Origin of the sequence: Microcoleus sp. Pol11C2, assembly GCF_036701505.1 — a bacterium.
In the GTDB taxonomy this organism is placed as follows: domain Bacteria; phylum Cyanobacteriota; class Cyanobacteriia; order Cyanobacteriales; family Microcoleaceae; genus Microcoleus.
Genome location: NZ_JAUBQX010000001.1, coordinates 26,855 through 47,176 on the forward strand (window position 1 = coordinate 26,855; position 20,322 = coordinate 47,176).

The 20,322-nt window shown below is 46.4% G+C and carries 17 protein-coding genes; 11 read left to right on the forward strand and 6 right to left on the reverse strand.

Annotated features, from left to right (window positions below):
- Positions 1–384 precede the first annotated feature (384 nt).
- The 7 genes from QUA42_RS00115 (at position 385) to QUA42_RS00145 (ending at position 9,759) form a co-directional block, all read left to right on the forward strand.
- Complete coding sequence (locus QUA42_RS00115; RefSeq protein WP_333134024.1) at positions 385–720, forward strand: PEP-CTERM sorting domain-containing protein; 336 nt, start codon at positions 385–387, stop codon at positions 718–720.
- Between the two features lie 484 nt (positions 721–1,204).
- Positions 1,205–1,468 carry a glutaredoxin 3 gene (gene grxC, locus QUA42_RS00120; protein ID WP_333134026.1) on the forward strand — a complete coding sequence of 88 codons (264 nt, stop codon included), beginning with the start codon at positions 1,205–1,207 and terminating at the stop codon, positions 1,466–1,468.
- Between the two features lie 67 nt (positions 1,469–1,535).
- Entirely contained in the window at positions 1,536–2,522 is a 987-nt protein-coding gene (gene gshB, locus QUA42_RS00125) for a glutathione synthase (RefSeq protein WP_333134029.1), read from the forward strand.
- A 223-nt stretch (positions 2,523–2,745) separates the two neighbouring features.
- Positions 2,746–3,885, forward strand: a complete 1,140-nt coding sequence (locus QUA42_RS00130; protein ID WP_333134031.1) for a Gfo/Idh/MocA family oxidoreductase — start codon at positions 2,746–2,748, stop codon at positions 3,883–3,885.
- A gap of 108 nt (positions 3,886–3,993) precedes the next feature.
- A complete protein-coding gene (locus tag QUA42_RS00135) occupies positions 3,994–5,832 on the forward strand; it encodes a CHAT domain-containing protein (RefSeq protein ID WP_333134033.1) in 1,839 nt (612 codons plus the stop codon).
- Positions 5,833–5,994: 162 nt separating this feature from the next.
- Positions 5,995–6,576, forward strand: coding sequence for a hypothetical protein (locus tag QUA42_RS00140; protein ID WP_190733456.1), 582 nt, complete (start codon positions 5,995–5,997; stop codon positions 6,574–6,576).
- 681 nt (positions 6,577–7,257) lie between these two features.
- Positions 7,258–9,759, forward strand: coding sequence for a glycosyltransferase family 2 protein (locus QUA42_RS00145; RefSeq protein ID WP_333134035.1), 2,502 nt, complete (start codon positions 7,258–7,260; stop codon positions 9,757–9,759).
- A 206-nt stretch (positions 9,760–9,965) separates the two neighbouring features.
- Here the strand turns inward: QUA42_RS00145 and QUA42_RS00150 are convergent, their stop codons facing one another.
- Positions 9,966–11,393, reverse strand: coding sequence for an ABC transporter substrate-binding protein (locus QUA42_RS00150; RefSeq protein WP_333134037.1), 1,428 nt, complete (start codon positions 11,391–11,393; stop codon positions 9,966–9,968).
- Between the two features lie 220 nt (positions 11,394–11,613).
- Complete coding sequence (locus tag QUA42_RS00155) at positions 11,614–11,904, reverse strand: hypothetical protein (protein ID WP_333134039.1); 291 nt, start codon at positions 11,902–11,904, stop codon at positions 11,614–11,616.
- A gap of 528 nt (positions 11,905–12,432) precedes the next feature.
- Here QUA42_RS00155 and QUA42_RS00160 point away from each other — a divergent pair.
- Together QUA42_RS00160 and QUA42_RS00165 are read left to right on the forward strand one after the other, a co-directional pair.
- Complete coding sequence (locus QUA42_RS00160) at positions 12,433–13,347, forward strand: heme A synthase (RefSeq protein ID WP_333134041.1); 915 nt, start codon at positions 12,433–12,435, stop codon at positions 13,345–13,347.
- 133 nt (positions 13,348–13,480) lie between these two features.
- Positions 13,481–14,458 carry a heme o synthase gene (locus QUA42_RS00165; RefSeq protein WP_333134478.1) on the forward strand — a complete coding sequence of 326 codons (978 nt, stop codon included), beginning with the start codon at positions 13,481–13,483 and terminating at the stop codon, positions 14,456–14,458.
- 165 nt (positions 14,459–14,623) lie between these two features.
- Here QUA42_RS00165 and QUA42_RS00170 read toward each other — a convergent pair whose 3' ends face one another.
- The 4 genes from QUA42_RS00170 to QUA42_RS00185 form a co-directional block, all read right to left on the reverse strand.
- A complete protein-coding gene (locus QUA42_RS00170) occupies positions 14,624–15,205 on the reverse strand; it encodes an antibiotic biosynthesis monooxygenase (protein WP_333134043.1) in 582 nt (193 codons plus the stop codon).
- Between the two features lie 312 nt (positions 15,206–15,517).
- The gene (gene ycaC / locus QUA42_RS00175; RefSeq protein WP_333134045.1) at positions 15,518–16,159 is read right to left on the reverse strand and encodes an isochorismate family cysteine hydrolase YcaC; all 642 of its coding nucleotides are present in this window, start codon (positions 16,157–16,159) and stop codon (positions 15,518–15,520) included.
- A 512-nt stretch (positions 16,160–16,671) separates the two neighbouring features.
- On the reverse strand, positions 16,672–17,271 hold the full coding sequence (locus QUA42_RS00180) for a class I SAM-dependent methyltransferase (protein ID WP_333134047.1): 600 nt from the start codon (positions 17,269–17,271) through the stop codon (positions 16,672–16,674).
- A 69-nt stretch (positions 17,272–17,340) separates the two neighbouring features.
- Positions 17,341–18,126, reverse strand: coding sequence for a DUF2834 domain-containing protein (locus QUA42_RS00185; protein WP_333134049.1), 786 nt, complete (start codon positions 18,124–18,126; stop codon positions 17,341–17,343).
- A 255-nt stretch (positions 18,127–18,381) separates the two neighbouring features.
- On the opposite strand from QUA42_RS00185, the gene QUA42_RS00190 reads away from it, so the two are divergent.
- Both QUA42_RS00190 and QUA42_RS00195 read left to right on the forward strand, forming a co-directional pair.
- Positions 18,382–19,545, forward strand: coding sequence for a baeRF3 domain-containing protein (locus tag QUA42_RS00190; protein WP_333134051.1), 1,164 nt, complete (start codon positions 18,382–18,384; stop codon positions 19,543–19,545).
- An 18-nt stretch (positions 19,546–19,563) separates the two neighbouring features.
- Positions 19,564–20,256, forward strand: a complete 693-nt coding sequence (locus QUA42_RS00195; protein ID WP_333134053.1) for an SRPBCC family protein — start codon at positions 19,564–19,566, stop codon at positions 20,254–20,256.
- The last annotated feature ends 66 nt before the right edge of the window (positions 20,257–20,322 follow it).

Genomic DNA, 20,322 nt, shown 5'->3' on the forward strand with positions numbered 1-20,322 from the left:
TACAGCAGCTCTATTTTGCGATAGGTAAAATAATTAATTTCCGGAGGCCGCGGTCAAGGTAAAAAGACTCTTTGTTAATGGCTGTAAGGGCTGTTGGTTCAGAGGTAGCAAAAAGATGTTGCTTCACTCTCTGCAAACTACACTGCAAACTACACTCGGTGCAAACTACTTGTGCAAGCCACGGTACGGGATGTCAAGGTAAAAGAGAATAATTTTATTAAAGTGTTTGGGCACTCACCTCAAGCGCTATACTATCTTTTACAGACGTCCGCCAGAGAATACATCCATTTATTGTAAGAACTCTAAAATCCTTGCCCGTCGTACAGCGCTAATCTCTAGGACTATTTCTATTTTTCGATTTTACCACTGTTTAACTAAATAGTTATGTGTACGCCACTGGCAAAACTAGCAATTGGACTCTCTGCCACAATGGCAACAGCGTTTTACTATCTAGCTGCCGCCCCTCCGGCAGCAGCAGTAGATGTCTGCGGTCCGGGAAATTATTCTACTGCCTGTGCCCCCACGCCGGCATCAAGCCCAACGGCATCCGACCTGCAATTGGCGAGCCCGGGGGGTTTGTCCGAAATATACAGAACCCCACCTTCGAGAGACACAACTTCTATTCCTGAACCGGGTACTGCGATCGCAGTCCTACTGACAGGTGCAGGAATGATCTGTTCGTGCAGAAAGCGAAACAATCAGGTTGGTCCGCAGCGCTAGGGAGGCTGATGACCAACCTGTTTGCCTTTACAATGTCTCCGTTTTTTTTAGCGTGGGTATTGGTTTACTTAAATTTATATAAAAAACTGTATAAAAAATAACTTGACACCCCGCTTGTGCGCTGCAAATAAAGCCGGATGTTGAAGGAAGAAAGCGATAGGGTCTGCAGTCTGGGTAAAAACAAAGAAGAAGGCAAATGCACTTCCCGGCAAGGGTTTCAGCAATGAATCACCTCCGGTGCAACAGATAAGGTTGCTATATGTTGCTATATATAATAAAAATTTAAATATAAAAATTAAAATAAGATTGGTTAAGATCAATGCTTCGGACAGTTGTTGATAGCCAACCGTAGAATAAGGGTTTCAAGGCTCCTAGGCAAGTTGGCTACCAACGAAAAATCGAGGGTTTCAGCCTAGGAAGTAAAAACAGTCCGCACTATGGTTAAGATTACAATTAAAAAATATTGTTATTGTTTGAGCGTCCCATGACCCCTAAAGTAGAAATTTACACTTGGAGAACCTGCCCGTTTTGCGTTCGTGCCAAAGCACTGCTGAAGCGAAAAGGGATTGATTTTACAGAGTACGCGATCGACGGAGATGAAGCGGCACGGGCTCAAATGAGCGATCGAGCCAACGGAGGGCGCACCCTGCCCCAGATATTCATTAACGACCAACACATAGGCGGCTGCGACGACATCCACAGACTCGATGCTCTAGGCCAGCTAGACCCCCTGCTAGCAGCAAAATGAGGCATTCCCTGTCGAATTTTCCGTTAGCCCAAATTTTTCGGCGACCAATTCTTAATTTTAATTGACAATGAAATTTGCATTCATCATCGATCCCCTCGCGCGACTAATTCCAGGACACGATACCAGCGTAGCGCTGATGGAAGCCGCTCAAGAGTTGGGTCACGAAGTGTGGGCAACTCAAGCCAACGAACTAAGCGTCATCGGTGGCAAAACCTGGGCAATGCTGAGTCGGGTAGCCCTCACCCCAGTAAAAGTGGTAGATGGACGCTGGGAGGCTGCTGAGGCTTGGTATGAGGTGGGACAGCCTACTTTGCAGCCTCTGGAAGCAATGGACGCAGTATTTATGCGGACAGACCCCCCAGTCAACATTCCTTACCTCTATGCTACTTACCTTTTAGATGGCATCGATCCCACTAAAACTTTGGTAGTTAACAGTCCCAAAGGATTGCGGGCGGCGAATGAAAAGATGTATGCTTTGCAATTTGAGGGAGCGATCCCCGAGACAATTGTTTCTCAAAACAAGCAGGTAATTCGGCAATTTGTTGAGAAAAAAGGAGCAGCAGTTCTTAAACCTTTGGGTGGCAAAGCAGGCGAGGGGATTTTGTTCTTGGAAGCGGACGATCGCAATCTCAACTCCCTGGTCGAAATTAGCACTCAACAAGGGCAAATTCCAGTGATGGTTCAGACTTATCTGCCGGAAGCTAAAGAGGGAGACAAGCGGATAGTGCTGTTGAACGGCAAGCCGATCGGTGCTATCAACCGCATTCCCACTGGCAATGAATTTCGCGGCAACATGGCCGTCGGCGGCCGAGTCGCAAAAACAGAAATTACCGATCGCGAACTGCAAATTTGTGCTCAGTTAGAACCAGTGCTGCAACGGGACGGACTGTACTTTGTCGGCATTGATATTATTGGCGGTTATCTCACAGAAGTTAATGTCACCAGCCCTACAGGGATCAGAGAAATTGACTTGTTTGACGGCGTTAATTTGGGTAAACAAGTGATTGAATGGGTGGAGAAGGAAGAAGGAAGAAGGAAGAAGGAAGAAGGATGAGGGAAGAAGGAAAGCACGACACAGATGAGGATACGGATACACGGATTAATTATCGACCTTCAGGCAGATGTTGCAGTCATTAGTTATTGGTTAGTTGCTACCGATTCCCAATTCCCTGTTTGGCCGATGCCCTGTTTGGCCGATACCAAATTCCCAATTCCCAATTCCCAATTCCCAATTCCCAATTCCCAATTCCCCATTCCCAATTACTAATTATTAAACTATGTCAAAAATTGGCGTTGCAGTAGTCGGTACAGGTTTCGGTCAAAAAGTACACCTTCCCGGATTCCAGGCCCATCACCGGACAGAGGTTGTGGCTGTTTACCACCGGAATTTAGACAAAGCAAAGGATCTCGCCTCTAGCCACAATATCCCCTACGCTTGCGACTCGATCGCCGATATAGTAGCGATCCCAGAAGTAGCGGGCGTCAGCATTTCCACACCGCCATTTTTGCATTATGAAATGGCAAAAACCGTCTTGGAAGCAGGCAAACATTTATTATTAGAAAAACCCACAGCCCTGACAGCAAATGAAGCCAGGGAACTTTACCGATTGGCAAACAACGAATCTCAAACCGATTTTAACAAGGGTGGTTCCAGAGCAATTGCCACAATGGACTTTGAGTTTCGGTTCATCCCCGCATGGCAAATGCTAGCAGAATTATTGGCAGCAGAATATGTGGGAGAAAAGCGCTTAATTAAAATTGATTGGCTGGTGTCGAGCCGCGCTGATGCTAATCGCCCTTGGAATTGGTACGCGCAAAAAGAGCGAGGGGGCGGAGTTTTGGGCGCGACAGGTTCTCACGTTTTTGATTATATTAGCTGGCTGTTCGGCCCGCCCCAGAGGCTTTCGGGGCAATTGATTACAGGAATTTCGCGGCGGCCAGATCCGAATGATTGGGGAAATTTAAAATTAGTTGATGCCGATGATTCTTGCACGTTGATGGTGGAATTAGCCGGGGGAACTCCTTGTCAAGTTTGTTTGAGTTCTGTTACTTATCAAGGGCGAGGACACTGGGTGGAAATATACGGGAGTAAGGGTACGTTGGTGTTGGGAAGCGATAACCAGCAAGATTACGTCCACGGATTTCGCTTGTGGGGTTCCCAAGGTGGAGAACCTTTAGCTGAAATCAAAATTCCTCAAAGATTGGAGTTTCCTCAAGTTTATCCAGACGGGAGGATTGCACCGTTTATTCGAGTAGTAGATAGGTGGGTAGAAGCAATAGATGCCGGTAAATCTTTGATACCGTCGCTCAGAGAAGGGGTTTACTCTCAGTTGTTGATGGATTTGACCCAGGAGTCGAATGCTACGGGAACTTGGGTAGATTTACCGAATTTAGATAAATTTTTGGGCACTAAGTAAAAGTACAAACTCCCACAGCAATCTCTCGCACTCGATCGCACCCTAAACCCGATAAACTACAAATAGAGAAACTCAATCCAACCCTATATCCAGAGTCGGTAGTTGTGAATGGCGCGCCCTGAAAGTCCTTGCCTCAGTATAGCGATCGCTCGCCTGAGAACCGCTGGGGCAAACCATTTTGCCACTTGGGTTCTACAAGCTCCCTATCCCAGCGGGTACGTTCACCACGACTGTATGTGGCCCGATACCCTCTCCCAATCTTGGAAAGCTTGGCAGGAAATGTTTTCGCCCTCCGGGACAATTCACGAATTGCCCCTAAATCCCGATGGCAGTTTCGTCTCGCCCGAAAACAACCAGAATATATTGGCAGAAACTGAACAACGAAGTCCTCAGTCGCTAGACCTCGCTCCAGCGACGCCCTCTGTGCCACTCCACCTCGGTCAACGGGGGTGGGGGGAGAAGGGGGATCAGCATCCGCCTCGGCCACCGGCAAGCTACAGCAGCCGCCTGATGCAGCATTTGGGGATTAATCTTTGGCAGTGGCTGTTTGAAGGACCGATTCAGGGTAGTCTCCAGGAAAGTAAAGGTATTGCGATCGGGCAAAATCTACCCCTGCGAGTACGCATAGATTTGCGCGAACCGTATTTAATTGCTTTGCCTTGGGAAATTATGCAGCCTCAAGCCGGTCAACCGGCAATTTCTCTGTCGCAGCAACTGCTGTTCAGCCGCACTACCAGCAATGTTGAACCTTTGCCACCCCTGCAGCCTGCAGAGTCGCTCAACATTTTGCTAGTTTTGGGACAAGCAGAACCAGGGGACGGTGCTAATTCCCAATTTTCCAACAGCAATAACGGTCATTTGCAATTGGGAGAAGAAGCACTCGCCCTAGCTGGAGTTCTGGAAAGTGCTTTTCAAACCGACGACAGCGGCAAATATTTTGACATCAGCGTTCCGACTCGCGTCGATACTCTGATCGAACCTACTGCGGCGGAACTAATTTCTCGGCTGGAAACGCAAGCTTACAACATTATGTTCTATGCCGGCCACGGGATACCGGGCCCCGACGGCGGTTTGCTGTTTTTGGGGCCGGAAACGGCGATTAATGGCACTGAACTAGCTCAGGTATTAGTTCGGTGCCGCGTGACTCTGGCCGTGTTTAATGCCTGCTGGGGAGCTCAGCCGGCGGTGGAGAGGTGGCACTCAACTAACGGCCAGCAACAGGCTATCGCCCGCAGCAGTTTGGCTGAGGTACTGATCCATCACGGGGTGCCGGCGGTGTTGGGGATGCGGGACTCGATCGCCGATCGCGAGGCCCTGAGTTTTATCCAAACTTTTGCCCAAGCTTTGGCCGGGCGGATGTCGATTGATCGGGCCGTCGCCGTCGCCAGACAGCAGTTACTAACGCTTTACAAGTTCAATCAACCGGCTTGGACGCTGCCTGTGCTGTATATGCACCCTGAGTTTGACGGTCAGCTAACTGAGCCGGTAGATGACCTCAAAACTGAGTTGCCTTTAAATTCTTCTACTTGGCTGGGACGGTTGCCGTCTTGTGCTTATTTGCGGGGGCGCGATCGACCAAATGCCAAATCCCCCGACTCGATCAATCAGGTTTGGCCGATTCGCGCGGGTATGGTTAGAGTCGGACGTTGGGAAGAAAACGACGTAGTGATTCGAGAACAGTGGGTTTCTCAAAAACACGCCGAGATTTTCTGCCGCAACACGATCGGAGATAGCCGGGAAGAACCTAGCTACTTCCTGCGCGATTTTTCTCGCTACGGAACTCTAGTTTTGGGATCTGAGGGATGGCAGAGAGTTCACCACCAAGAATTGCTGCTACGCAGCGGGACTCAGCTAAAATTTGGCAGTTCTCAAGGTCAGATTTTTGAGTTCACTATTGAGGTTCCTAAAACTTCGGGGTACAGTGAGACTGATTGCGGAACGAATTAAGGTGCGGGTGTAGCTAATGAAGGCAATGGGCGATCGGCACAGCAAAGTTCTGTTGAGTCTCCAGTCTGAATTTAAAAGAGTTACTTACCACTGATAGCTCGCAACTAGCTCTTGGCACAGTCCCCCTTCTGTCTTTTCCTTTTCCCACTTAGGTATTACATCATGGCTACCCAATCTCCTGATTCTGAATATTTTCGCGACTCACAAACTCAAGCCCAGATGGAACTTCTCGCCACAATAGTTCAGACTGATGTTGCTTATCCCTGGAATCCTGCACAGCTTGAATCAGAATCTTATTTGGCTGCCCTAGAGCAGGAATTTGCGCTATCTGATTCCTTCAGCGACAGCGATATTGCCCTGAAGTCCCAAGTTTTATTCTCGCAATTAGAACAAGTTTGGCTGACGACTGCTCTGCAAAAGTCTTTGCGCGAGAAATTTGCTCGCGTTCCTCAAGATTTTCTCGCCAGCATAGCTCAAAGCGTGCAAAACGCAACTGTTAAGTATCAATCTTTAGCTGACCAAATGGTAGAGTGCGTGTTAGATATTTTGCCTCAGTGGGCTGAGGAAGATTTGCAGGTGTTGGCGCGTCCTTTAGCTTATGCCATGCGAGATGTTGATTCGGAAGGGGGGGAATTGGTCATGGCTACTAAAAGACCTTGGGCCCAATTGTCGGAAATAGAACAAGCCAGAGTTAGTTTGGCTGTCGCCCGCTATGCAATCTCGCAATTAGAAATTGCTGATTAGTTCGGTGATGGCTGGGTGTTTGTGCTGCGATAGCGGTAATTTTTTTAAATTAATATAAAATTAATCTACCTTTAGTTAGATGTCAAATTCGTCTAATTGTTAAATCCTAGGGATTGCTATAGTTTGATATAGCAATCCTATTTGATTTGTAGACAAGATAATTTTTTTTGAACTATAGCAAGTGCGCCCGACGGTTAGGACCCAGATGTCGGAGCATTTTCAATCAGCTTTTTATGGGCGGCGTCGCAGAAACGGCCCACAAGAATTATTTTTTATTATGGAACAAGCCGGAAAGCCTGTTGCTGACATTGCTGAAGATTACTTCTGATATCTTTTCCGGTTGGGTGGGAATGATAAAGTCAAGGTCGCACAATTCCACATTCCCCCACTCCCCACTCCCCACTTCCCACTCCCCATCATTGCAGTGTTACCGAAATTGATAGGACTTCTCTCCTGGGTAACTAAAGCCTTATTCCTTCTTCCTTCTGCTATATTTTGCCAGGTTTGGACTCGCTAAGCAGTTTGGCAACCGCAAGCAAGATGAATTATCATACAAGGGTCCAAATGTTAAAAAATGTAAATAGAGTAATTGAGGTGTGTCGGAATTTTCAACTGAATTAAAAACTGGACAGCCAGAAACCCTTACTTTTGCATGCACGAGCGGGACTTTAAAATTATTTTATGACAACTTCAAGATTTGATTTTCAAGACTTGAAACGCCACTTTTGGCGGATTTCGCGGATGCCGATGGCAACGCTAGTCGTGTTGGGGGCGGTTGCTTTCACAGGTGCGATCGCCGGAGCCTGGTTTGGCAGTGAAGGTACAGTCAGCGGTATTTTTGCAACAATCAACACTTGGCAGCAAAACCCGCCTGTGTGGCTACAAGTGCCTGCTACGAGCAAGATGTATTTGTTAGTGCCCACTGTGGCACTTGTCTCCGTGGCTTTAGCTGCCATTAAAATTTCGCCTCAACCGCACAAATGGTCGCGCGCTGTGGTAGTTGCAATTGTTCTGGCTTTAACCATTCGTTACGTTTTATGGCGATCGCTCGCTACTCTAAATTTAACCGATCCCCTCAACGGTATCTTTAGTTTGGGGCTGTTTTTCCTAGAAATGCTACTGGTTTTCAACACCAGTATTCAACTGTATTTAATGCTGAGAATGAAAGACCGGCGTCGAGAAGCCGATCGCATGGCAGTTGCAGTTGAAGCTGGAAACTTCACCCCGTCCGTAGATATTTTTATCCCAACTTACAACGAACCGGCTTTTATTTTACGGCGCACTGTAATCGGCTGTCAAGCTTTAGATTATCCCAACAAAAAAGTATATTTGCTCGACGATACCAAGCGGCATGAAATCAAGTTGCTGGCAAAAGAACTGGGATGCGAGTATATAACCAGACCCGATAATATTCACGCCAAAGCTGGAAACATTAACCATGCCACAGGCATAACTAATGGAGAACTAATTGTAGTTTTCGATGCAGATTTTATTCCCACTAAAAACTTTTTAACTCGAACAGTTGGATTTTTTCAAAATCCCGAAATCGCCCTCGTTCAAACACCACAAAGCTTTTACAACCACGATCCCATCTCCCGTAATTTAGGTTTAGAAAATGTGCTCGCGCCGGAAGAAGAAATCTTTTACCGACAAATTGAAATTATCAAAGACAGCGCCGACAGCGTGGTTTGTTGCGGTACATCTTTTGTAGTTAGGCGAAGTGCTTTAGAAACAGCGGGAGGCTTGGTCACAGATTCAATCTGCGAAGATTATTTTACCGGAATTCGGCTCTCAGCAACCGGATATCGCTTAGTTTATTTAGATGAAAAATTGAGTGCTGGTCTGGCGGCTGAAAATATAGAGGCTCATCTCAATCAAAGGCTACGCTGGGCGCGAGGCACGCTTCAGGCATTTTTTATTGATTCCAATCCTTTAACAATTCGCGGTCTCACATTCGTACAAAGGCTGTCTCATTTGGAAGGATTGCTGCACTGGTTTACCAGTTTAACTAAGGTTTTATATCTGTTGATACCTTTAGGTTATTCGTTTTTCGACATAATTCCTTTGCGGGCAAGTGCGCGGCAATTGCTGTACTTTTTCCTGCCTTACTATTTGGTGCAACTTACTGTGTTTTCTTGGCTGAACCGCAGATCGGGATCGGCTTTGCTTTCGGATATTTATTCGTTCGTTCAGTGTATTCCTTTAGCGGTGACGGTAGTGAGTTCCATGCTGAATCCCTTTGGGAAAGGGTTTCAGGTAACGCCAAAAGGAATGGCGAGCGATCGCTTTCATTTTAACTGGAATTTGGGATGGCCTTTGATTGTCTTGTTCGTAGCTACAGCATTCAGTTTGTGGCACAATTTAAACATTAATTTAGTTAAAAATTTGGACACTGTACAGTCAATATCAGAAAGTGCACATTTGTCAAAAGGAATGAGTTTGGGATGGATTTGGAGCGCGTACAACCTGCTGATGATCGGGATTGCATTGCTGATTTTGGTGGATATTCCTAAGCCGGACATTTACGAATGGTTCAATTTACGTAGGGTTGTACAATTAAATATTGGCGGTCAAAGTTTTTGGGGTGTAACCACTGTAATTTCGGAAAGTGGCGCTGAAGTTGCTATGACGCAGTGGCCAAGTTTTGCGGTTAAAAATAAAGGCAGTAAAGAAAGTTTGACAGCAGCAGAGATTTTGCCAAAATATGCCTTTGAGACAACTTTATCCCAGGGTAAAATAAAAGCGCTCCCTCGCAGTGCGACAGTCAAGGCAAGGAGATCGCTAGCGCCGTCTGTTGTTGAGTTGGGCACTGAGCGTCGTTTGGTCAAAGGTTTGATTGATTGCGATTCGGCGACTCTGAAAATTATGGAAGAGAATTGTTTTATTCCTGTGGCTAAGATTGAGTTGGTGAGCGATCAATCTCAGTTGGGGTCTAGTTTTGGGGATGGAAAAAAGTGCAGTTTTGTGGAATTTCCCACTGTGCGAATTGCGTTCGATCGCCTGAACATTAGCCAGCACCGCTGTTTGATCGAAATGCTGTACTGTCGGCCGGGCCAGTGGCAGCGGCAGGAAACTCCCGGAGAATGGCGATCGCTGTGGCTGTTGTTGAGAATTGCTTTGAAACCGAGGGCTGTTTTTGAGAGGAATAGGTCAGTTAGACCGATCGCAGTTTCGCAACTTTAGATCGAGTTTCCATCCCGGGCGGGTTTCACCAAACCTTTATCGCGCCAACAAACAATCCCATCAAGCAGCCCCCGGCAAGGAACAATGGTAGATTTTATAGCAACCGCCAAGACGGTTAGGACGTTGTTAATGGCTGACACGATTGATTTTATTGCTTCTTCCTTCTCTCTTCGGCTATACATAGACAAATGACCAGCACTTTTTTTTTAATTAATCGGCACAAACTCGTAACCGTAACTGGTGCGATTTCCGGGTTTAACAGTTACTAATTGAACTGCTCGATTGCGATCGCCCGAAGGTAAAAACCGAATCGGGCCGGATGCTCCCTTTGCCGAAAAACCTGACGCCGATAAAGCTTGTTGAATGCCTGTACGAGTCGGATTGCGCTCTAAACAGGCAATTAACGCGATCGCCGCGTCGTAGGCTAAAGCTGTGCGCCAACTTACTTCAGCATTCCAAAGCTGTTTGGATGTTTGGGGAAAGTTTGACTGCGGATCTGCGAGAATGTGCCAAGGAACAGCTAGCACCATATCTGTTGCTCCTGCGCCACCGATTTGCAGTGTTTTAGCAGTATAAGCACCGTCTCCTGCTAGTAATGGCAGCCGTTTGGCGTTTACTTGCACTACTTGCAAAGCTTGGTCGATAGTCGCTGAATTGGATGCTAACATAATCACTTCTGCTCCTTGGGCGATCGCACTTTTAACGCTCTCGGCAGCATTAAAATTGCCATTAGCAAAGTCAAATTCGCCTACTATTTGTCCGCCATCTCCGTAAAGAGCCGTAGTGAATTCATCTTTTAAAGATTTGCTGTAACTGCTGGCAGAATTGAAAAAAACAGCAGCTTTTTGCTTTTGCAATTTTCCCAGCATATAGCGGGAAAGAGCATTAGCCGCAAACCGATCGCTCGGCACTGTCCGAAATATATTGCTGGCAAGTCCTGAGAGCTGCACAGACGTACTTGTGGGAGAAATTGCTACTAATTGTTTTTGCTGGTAAATCTTGCTGGCTGCTAGCGTTGTATCTGAACCAAAATGCCCGATTACTCCTAAAATTTCCGAGTTATTTGCTAAAGCACTGGCAATTTGTGTGGCCATTTCTGGGTTGTTGTCATCGTTAGCAATTACAACTTTTAAGGGAGTACCGCTAATGCCGCCGCTTTGGTTGATTTCATTTTGAGCCTGAGCTACGCCCCGCATAATTTCTAGAGCAGCATTGATATCGCCACCAATGGGAACCGCGGCGGCAATTGTGTAGGATTTTCGATCGCCGATGCGGGCGTTGTTGAGGTAAATTAGTGCTTCTGGATCGTTGCGATTGGTGTTCAGCGAAGCTTGTAAGTCGGAAATAGCTGCGTTATAGTTGCCAGATGCGATCGCCTGTACTGCTGCTTGTTTGGTTGTTGTTGCTTGAGCTGGAATTAACAGTTTTTGTCCGGCACTCAGACGCTGCCCAATTACCTGCTCTGATTGCGGCGAATTCCCCGTCGGAGACTTGGGAAATGTCTGATTTTGGGGTGATAAACCTCCGAAATTGATGCCGCCTCGGCTTGTCAGCCACCAAATACCTGCACCGGCTAGCCCGATCGTAATTAGGAGCGATAATACCAGAACAGCGGTTTCATTTTTTTGGGACATGGCTGCAGAATTTTAGATTTTATGTTTTAGATTCAAAGAAGGAACGAAGTTCGGCAACGAGCAATGTATGGGAGGTCGCGCATTTAATAACAAGTTTTCCTTCTTTGAACAATTTATGTAGCCATTATTCTAATTGTGCGACGGGAGATAGATGATTTTTGGCTGACATATACATATATTTTAGCGCTTGGTAATTTATTTCTACTTGATATTCTAAAATCTAGCTGCGTAGCAGCTTAGATGCCAGTGAGGTTGACTGTGATTCCTGCGGATTGTCCCGTCTCTGAGAGTTGGGATTATTCGTCGTATTTGGCGCTGCTGGGGGTGGGAGGCATTTCTGATGTGCTTTCTGGTGCTGTTTCACGCAGCGCGTCTCCTGAGCCTGCGATCGGTGGGGATGCGATCGGTGTGTTGTACAATTTGAGGATGATTCTTGAAGCTGATTGCTGCGAGCTATGCCGTCATCTAGGGTCACCAGCGAACCCGGTATTTTTCCTGTTTCTTTTTCCATCCTTGAACAGCTTGCTCGCGGCTAGAAAGCCTGGACTAAAGAGTCGCTGGCTTATAGCTTGCTTAACTTGTTGACTGCCGTTTTATTTGCGGTCATACTTCCTACTAAGCTAGAACAATCAGCTAAATATAGTTTGTTGCCAATCCTACTTTATAGGTGTTTTTATGTTGTTTAGCTTTTTGTAAACCTTTTTGAGCGGTTCATATCACAAGTATTTAATAAATTATTTTTCTTAATTATATCTTTATTTTTTCGCCCACCCTAGACAGTGGGGGAGTTTTAAATGATCCCGGAGCAGGGAAAGATTAAAGTTTTTTTAAGTTTGACAAAATAAAGGACATCTTTTGTAATATAAAGAAGAAAGTTGAAAAAATTATAAAGACAAACTAATTGGATAAAAGTGTCGCTAAGGTAGTAAAAATGACGGTTGGTCAGAGAAAAAGAGTGTTAAGCTAGGCTAAGCTCAGCCAAAGCAAAACCTCGATATTTAATTAAGTTCGATCGATAACAAAGGCTAAGGTAAATTCCATGGCAAACTCAGTTTTAAATCAGCCAAACGCAGCAGCAGGAGTGCAGTGGCAGCCAAAAGATATTATCCGCGGCCTAGTGTGGAAAATTGCGATCGCAACCTGGCTGTTAATGGCTGTAGGCAGCGCCACGCGAGTCATGAATGCGGGGCTCGCTTGCCCCGACTGGCCGCTGTGCTACGGTCAATTAATACCCGCAGCGCAAATGAATTTGCAAGTATTTCTGGAATGGTTTCACAGGTTGGACGCCGCGGCAATTGGCTTAAGCGCGATCGCACTTTTAGGACTATCTTTGTTTTACCGCAGCCGCCTGCCAAAATGGCTGCCTTGGGCGAGCGCCGGAGCACTATTTTTAATCGTTTTTCAAGGCGTATTGGGCGGCTTGACAGTAACACAACTGCTGAGATTTGACATCGTTACTGCTCACTTGGGAACAGCTTTACTATTTTTTGGCGCCCTGCTAGTCATCGGTTTCATGCTGACTCCCTACGAAGCTACAGGAAATGTCGGCAAATTGGCTTGGGTAAGTTCGATCGCAGCATTGTTAGTTTACCTGCAAAGTTTGCTAGGAGCATTAGTAGGCTCTAGATGGGCTCTGCACCAATGTTTGGACTCCTCAGAATTGTGTTCGGTAATGAACAGCCACATCGCGGGTATCGTACCAGCTACAGCAGCGACTTTAGCCGTAGCAGTCATGGCTTGGCGGCAGCCTGCACTGAGTCCAAATTTGCGAAAACTGGCTAATTGGGCAAGTGTTTGCCTCATTGCTCAATTAGTTCTGGGATTAGCAACTTTCCGGCTGCACCTTCAGGTAGAACCGCTGACAGTCGCCCACCAAGCAGTCGGTGCTGCTTTGCTGGGAACCCTGATAGCTTTTAGTGTTTTAGCTTGGCGCGATCGAGTTTTATCAGCTTGAGAGATAAGACTAAAGTAAGAGGCGGCGGGTTTATTAATCCTTGTACCTACAGCAGATATTTATCCTAAAACCCGCCACTCCAACCTAATGACTAATGACGAATTCGCAAATAATTACTAACAGCTTACAACCGATGCAAGAAATCCTTACCAACGACAGGCCCCGCCTCCACGAAAACTTTTCGCAAGTCGTGAAAAGTTACTATCAACTAACCAAACCCAGAATTATTTTACTGCTGCTAATCACTACCTCAGCAGGAATGTGGATGGCGGCCAAAGGAGAAGTAGATCCACTATTGCTGGTATCAACTATTACCGGAGGCGCTTTAGCTTCTGCGTCGGCGAATACGATTAATTGTGTCTACGACAGTGACATCGATTATATTATGGAGCGCACCCGGTGGCGGCCGATTCCTTCCGGGCGTGTCAAGAAGCGGGATGCTTTGATATTTGCGATCGCCCTAGCTACAATATCCTTTACACTGCTCACAGTTGTTGCCAACTTATTAGCGGCATTGCTAGCAATGTCAGGCATCGTTTTTTACGTCCTAATTTACACCCACTGGCTGAAGCGCCACAGCGTGCAAAACATCGTCATCGGCGGTGCAGCAGGCGCGATTCCCCCGCTAGTTGGGTGGGCTGCGGTTACGGGAGATTTGAGTTGGGGTGCGTGGCTGCTGTTTGGGATTATATTCCTGTGGACACCGCCGCATTTTTGGGCGTTAGCAATGATGATTCGCGACGAATACAAGGAAGTAGGCGTGCCGATGTTACCCGTAATTGAGGGCGACGCAGAGACAGCCCGCCAAATTTGGATTTACACGCTATTGATGATTCCTGCAACTTTGCTGCTAGTTTATCCCCTGCATTTAGCGGGCGCGGTGTATGCGGGAACAGCTATTTTCCTCGGTGGTATTTTTGCCCAAAAAGCTTGGTTGCTGTTGCAGACTCCAGAGGATAAGATTGTGGCGCGATCGCTCTTTAAATACTCTATTCTGTACCTGATGCTATTGTGCGCCGGAATAGTGGTTGACAGTTTGCCTGTGACTCATAATTTGACTGCTGCTGTTGTACAAAATGTGCAAACTTTGATTAGTGCAGTTGTGATTTAGTTAAGACTTACGCATAAATACCAAAGAAACCGGGTTTTTCACCACTATTAAAGTCTCAAATCCACTATTTCGCTAAATAACCCGGTTTCTGCCTAAGCCCTAGTAGTGAGTTAAATTGCCATTCTTAAAATTCAGCCCGCATCTAGCGGGTTTTGTTTGTTTACTTTACGGAATGGGATATAGCCATTTGCGAAATAATTGTGTTAAACGCGGCATGATCAAATAGGTGAGCAGGATAACAGTCAGACCTGTGATCATCAGAGATGTGAGCAAGGCAGGAAGCCCTGATAGTAGCGGTACCAGCAAACGATTGAGAATAGAAATGGTAACAAACACTCCCAACCATGTAACTAAGGCCATTTTGTAGCGAGGGGGTGGAGCCTTCATCGATTTATTGGGCAGCGTAAACCAGGTTTCCAATCCGGTCAGGGTTTGAAGATTTTCTGGCCTTTCAATCAATGGCTGCAATCGCTCAATCCACTCTCGCCGAACATCAGATTCAAGCCAGGCCTTGAGATTGTCGTAGCAATCGAACTTGAGAATGACCACGTACTCAGGATGAGCGTGATTCTGGGGTCGAATAGTGCTGACACCCAGATGTCCCTTGAATTTTCGTGCATCTGCCGCGATGCCATGAAACCATGCTTCGTAACCTTGGTCGCGCCCCGGTTTCACTACATGAGAGATCACAGTGGTGACTAGATAGTTGTCTTCACTGCTATTGCTCGCCAACGGTTCTTCCAACATAGAATTTAGAGTATTAACTGAGAGAAAAGTTTTATTGAGAACAACCACCCTATAGACACCAAATTGCTCGGCAATTTTGGGCAGCACGTCTTGAAACACAAGGGAGATTAACGAATGCGAGCGAGAGGGTTTGGCTTGAAATGAAATGACTAGAAAAAGACTTACAATTCTTGACAAGAGCTATTAAAAACACCCTCTACGTGACTTACAACCAAGTAGTTGTCACCGCTACGTTCCACCTAAAATTCATAACCTAACGATGACAATATTAACTCAGTTACACAGGAGCTAAATAAAGTAGGCGCTTTCTCACTACTTATTGGCATATCCAGCATTTGCGTTTGCTGCATAGCTGGTCATCAGGTTTTTGTAGTCAGGAATAAACTGTGCTAAGAGACTACCCAGTCCTTCAATATCGTTGCGCCAGTCACGGTGCAATTCACACACCACGCTAAACCAATTGACCAACTGAACTCCAGCACGAGACATTCGATCCCAAGCTGCATAGCGACAGGCTTCATCGAAGGTTCCAGAGGCATCGGTGACAACAAAAACCTCATAACCTGCCTCTAATGCCGAAAGCGCACAAAAAGTAACACATACATCAGTAACAATTCCGGCAATGATCAATTGCTTCTTGCCTGTTGCTTCTACTGCTTTAACAAAGTCCTCGTTGTCCCAAGCGTTGATTTGTCCGGGACGCGGAATAAAGGGAGCATCTGGAAACTTCTCCTTCAGTTCAGGGATGATGACTCCATTGGGGCCTTGCTCAAAGCTAGTTGTCAAAATTGTAGGCAGGTTGAAAAATTTGGCTGCACTTGCCAGCGCCAGCACATTATTTTTGAAGTCGGCGGCACCAATATCACGCACAAGTGAGAACAGTCCAGTTTGGTGATCAACCAGCAAAACCGCAGCATTATTCTGGTCTAGACGGTTGTATTTGAATGTAGACATCAGGTATTTCTCGTATTTGGATTATGGGTGAATGAGGCATTGCAGAAGGGAGTCAAGAATCAGAAAGCCTTGAGTTTTACCAATTAAATGTGCTTCCTTATTAAAAGCGAAACGTCTATTTCCTCTAAATGGCTTATTATGGCGTAAGCTGTTGCGACATGAACTCAGTTTGCAAAATCTTACCAAATTTCACCACTCAAGATCCGCAAGTTAAGCGGTGAGTTAAGCTGTTACGCATTTAAATTAGAAATTCGGGACAGGCTAGAAGCCCGTCCCACAAGAGTTTTATTGATTTTTGACACACAGTTTAAATATAGAACAGCTTAACGCGATCGCCCTAATCTCGGCACACGTTACACCAACGCCCCTAACGCTTTCAAGGTCGATTTCTGAGCATTCCTCAATCCCGTTGCCCCTTGAATATTCATACCTTCATACAGCCGAGCGCCCATCAGCGTCCGGTTACAGCCACCAGTTGCGACATCCCACACTTTAATGGTGCGAATGATAGATTAGATCTTTTGGGCAATGATATAAACATGATTTTCAGGATACTGGTCATATTCGAGATGGCGGCAGGTGCAATGATGCTCAACCAGAATTTGCAGGAAAGTATCTACACCCAAAGTGCTGTAATCAAAGTCTTGACCTTGAAATGCTCCCGAAACCTCGCGGATTGTATGTCCGCCACCACAAGTGAACACGAGCACTCCATTGGGTTCCAGCGCATCGCATAGCTTTTGTATCACAGGCGCTTGCTTGTTGATTGGCAGATGAAACGTGCTATCCCACGCTGCAATCAGACTATACAGTTTCGGCGGCAGCCAATCACAAATGTCTTCCCGGTAAAACGTGATTTCTGGATGTAGCTGCTGGGCTAAATCGATCATTTCCCTAGAAATATCAAGTCCTTCAGGTTGGAATCCATGCTTGGATAAAGTGTTAATAAAACGTCCGCTGCTTCCACACCCGACATCAAGTGCTGCGTGCTGCTTAGAAGTAAATTCGATCGCCCGTTCTAATTGGGCAATCCCGTAGGTTGAATCTTGATGCTCAGTTTGCCACCATTGGGCAATTCGGTCGTAGCGGGCCGATGTATCATTTGGCTCCATAGAGTCACCTCATAAGTGTCGATCGAGATTTTCACGACAATTAAAATCTTTCTCCACGGTACACCCAGACTACGCGATCGCCGCTAACCCTCTCAATGTCGCTTTTTGAGCGTTTGTTAATCCCGTTGCGGCTTGAATATTCATTACATCTTGAACACTACCAAATTTTTCAATGTTTGAATTTCGGGCTGTCAGTGGGAAAGTGCAGATTTCAGTTGCAGATTCTGGCAGAGGGGGGCGCAGACAAAGATAAGTTAGCGGCCCTAACAGCGGAACTAGAGACACTGCCCAAAAAATGCGATCGTCCGCGAGTCCGCGGCGTGCCATGTCGTCTCCCAAAAGTGAGGGAAATATTACAGCCATGAAGCAACAATCCCAAGTTATTAAATGTACAAAAGGAATTGATTGCCACTGCCTGACATAATCTCCCCAATCTCCATTTAACCAAGCCCAAGCTAACAGCCAGATCGTAGTGAGTAAAAGTACAATCCCTGTCCAGCGGGAGTCTGATATTTTGATCAACATATCTTTGCGGCCGGAAAATTGTGGCTGGGGCTGGCGGAGGAGTAAGTAGGGAATTAAGCCGATGATGCCGGCGCCGTTGGAAGCAATGAAAGCAGGCCAAGCGGATATATTTTGGGTTTTCTCATCAATGAATAGGAGGCAAGCGTAGACCATCGGCCACACTCCCATGAGAGCGAATACCGTTACAAGGTAGGGGTTAATTCCTTCTAGCTGGAATGTGAGCATTTTTTCCATAACTGTTAGCGTTCCGGGCCGATCGAGAGGAGCTAGCAGCAAGGTGTAGGCAATAAATGTTGCCCACAGCAACCCCAGAAACATTTTTGTTTTCATCAGATCTAACGAGTAGCGGAACCCGACTAAACTAAATTATGGTAAAGTAGCGGCCGAGTTAGCGCCGTCTATCTTAGGTGATAAGCAGTTCGATAGGAACAGCGGCTGCAAACCCCGTTTTAGTTCGGGGATGAAAGGCTCTACAGCAGGCGATCATTACTTTAGGCAGACGCAGGAGCCGCGCTAGGGGAGATACATTTTAAAAAATCGGTTGTTTTCATTACACCACCCTTTATTAGAAAAGGAGTTTCAGCGGTGAACTTAATATCTGTAGAGGAACTCAAAGCGCTGGTACAACAATCTCCTGGATTGTGCGTCTCTATTTATATGCCCGTCGCTCAAGGAACAGAAATTCAACAAAATCCGATTCGGTTCAAAAATTTAATCAGAGAGGCTGAAGACAAAATTGTAGAGTACGGATTTGACAAAAAAGAAGCTGCCCAATTGCTAGAGCCAGTCCGAGCAGAAATTGACCAGGAAAAATTTTGGGAAAATCAAAGCAACCTGCTAGCGATTTTTGTCGGTTCGGGATTTTTCCGCTACTATACCTGTCCGGTGAATTTTGATGAATTAGTGGTTGTGAGCGACAATTTTCACGTCAAACCGCTGATGCCTTTGCTGACAGGAGATAATTTATTTTATGTTTTAGCTCTCAGTCAAAAGGAAGTGAGGCTGATTGAGTGTACGGCTTACAGTGCTCGGGAAGTTGAAGTTGAAAACTTGCCGAAAAGTCTTGAGGAGGCTCTGCAATATGACCCGACAGCTAAAGATGGTCAGTTTCGGATTGCTACTTCAAAAGGAGGCACTAATAATTCTTTTCAGCAGCCGGGAAGTTTTCACGGTCAAGGAAGTCCTGATCAAGATGAGCGCCAGCACGAAATATTGCAGTATTTCCACATAATCGATGGGGCGCTGCACGAATATTTGCACAATAAAAAAGCTCCTTTAGTGTTAGCTGGAGTTGAGTATTTGTTCCCGCTTTACCGAGAAGCAAATACCTACGCGCATTTAGTTGAAGAAGGAATTACAGGCAATCCGAAACTGCTCAAGCCGGAAGAGTTGCGGGCCCAAGCTTTGCCGCTGGTGGAACCTTTGTTTTTGCAGGCTCAGTCGGAAGCGATCGCACAATACCACGATCTGACAGGAAGCGATAAAATTTCTGCTGATTTGAAAGAAGCTGTTTCCGCTGCTTATTTTGGACGAGTCGATCGACTTTTTGTTGCTCTTGGCGTTCAGCAGTGGGGTAGTTTTAATCCCGAGACGAACTCGGTGCAAATCCACCCCGAGGCAGAACTGGGCGACGAAGATTTGTTGAATGCCGCAGCAATTCAAACTATTCTCAACGGCGGAACTGTTTACGCGGTGCCGCCAGAAAAAGTGCCGGAGGAGGCACCTGTAGCTGCTATTTTTCGCTATTAATTTACCAGGTTTAAACCCATGGAATCTACTTCAATGACAAATTCCGACAAACAAAACCAAAGTAACAGCGGCGATACCGAACGCTGGGCATCTTTAATTGGTGGGGGCGCGCTGGTGCTTTTTGGTTTATCGCAGCGTTCTTTGCGAGGTGCTTTGCTGGCGGTTGCGGGCGGCGGTTTAGCGGCGCGCGGTCTGGGGGTTGTGGAGGGTTTGCAGTCTGCTGCCGATCCGAATCAAAGCATTAAAGTTGAAAAGACGGTGACGATAAACAAACCGACTGATGAATTGTACCGTTTATGGCGCAATTTTGAAAATTTGCCTCGGTTTATGAAGCATCTCAAACACGTTACGGTAATAGATGAAACACGTTCTCACTGGATTGCCAGCGCGCCGATGGGCAATAGTGTGGAATGGGATGCAGAGATTGTCCGCGAAGAAGAAAATCGCTTAATTGCTTGGGCGTCTGTGGAAGGAGCTGATGTTGACAATTCTGGTTTTGTGCGCTTTCAACCGGCAGCAGCGGGACGAGGTACAGAGGTAAAAGTTGTCATCGAATACAACCCTCCGGGCGGTGCAATTGGTGCTGGCGCTGCTAAACTATTTGGCGAAGCTCCCGAACAGCAAATTGCCAATGATTTACGTCGCTTTAAGCAGTTGATGGAAGCTGGCGAAATAGCGACTACGGAAGGTCAACCTTCGGGCCGCAAGTAATAAGTTAAATTACTCCCCCGATTTAACTCACGCCCAGAGCACTATTCTCAAGAACAGGCTTTCCGG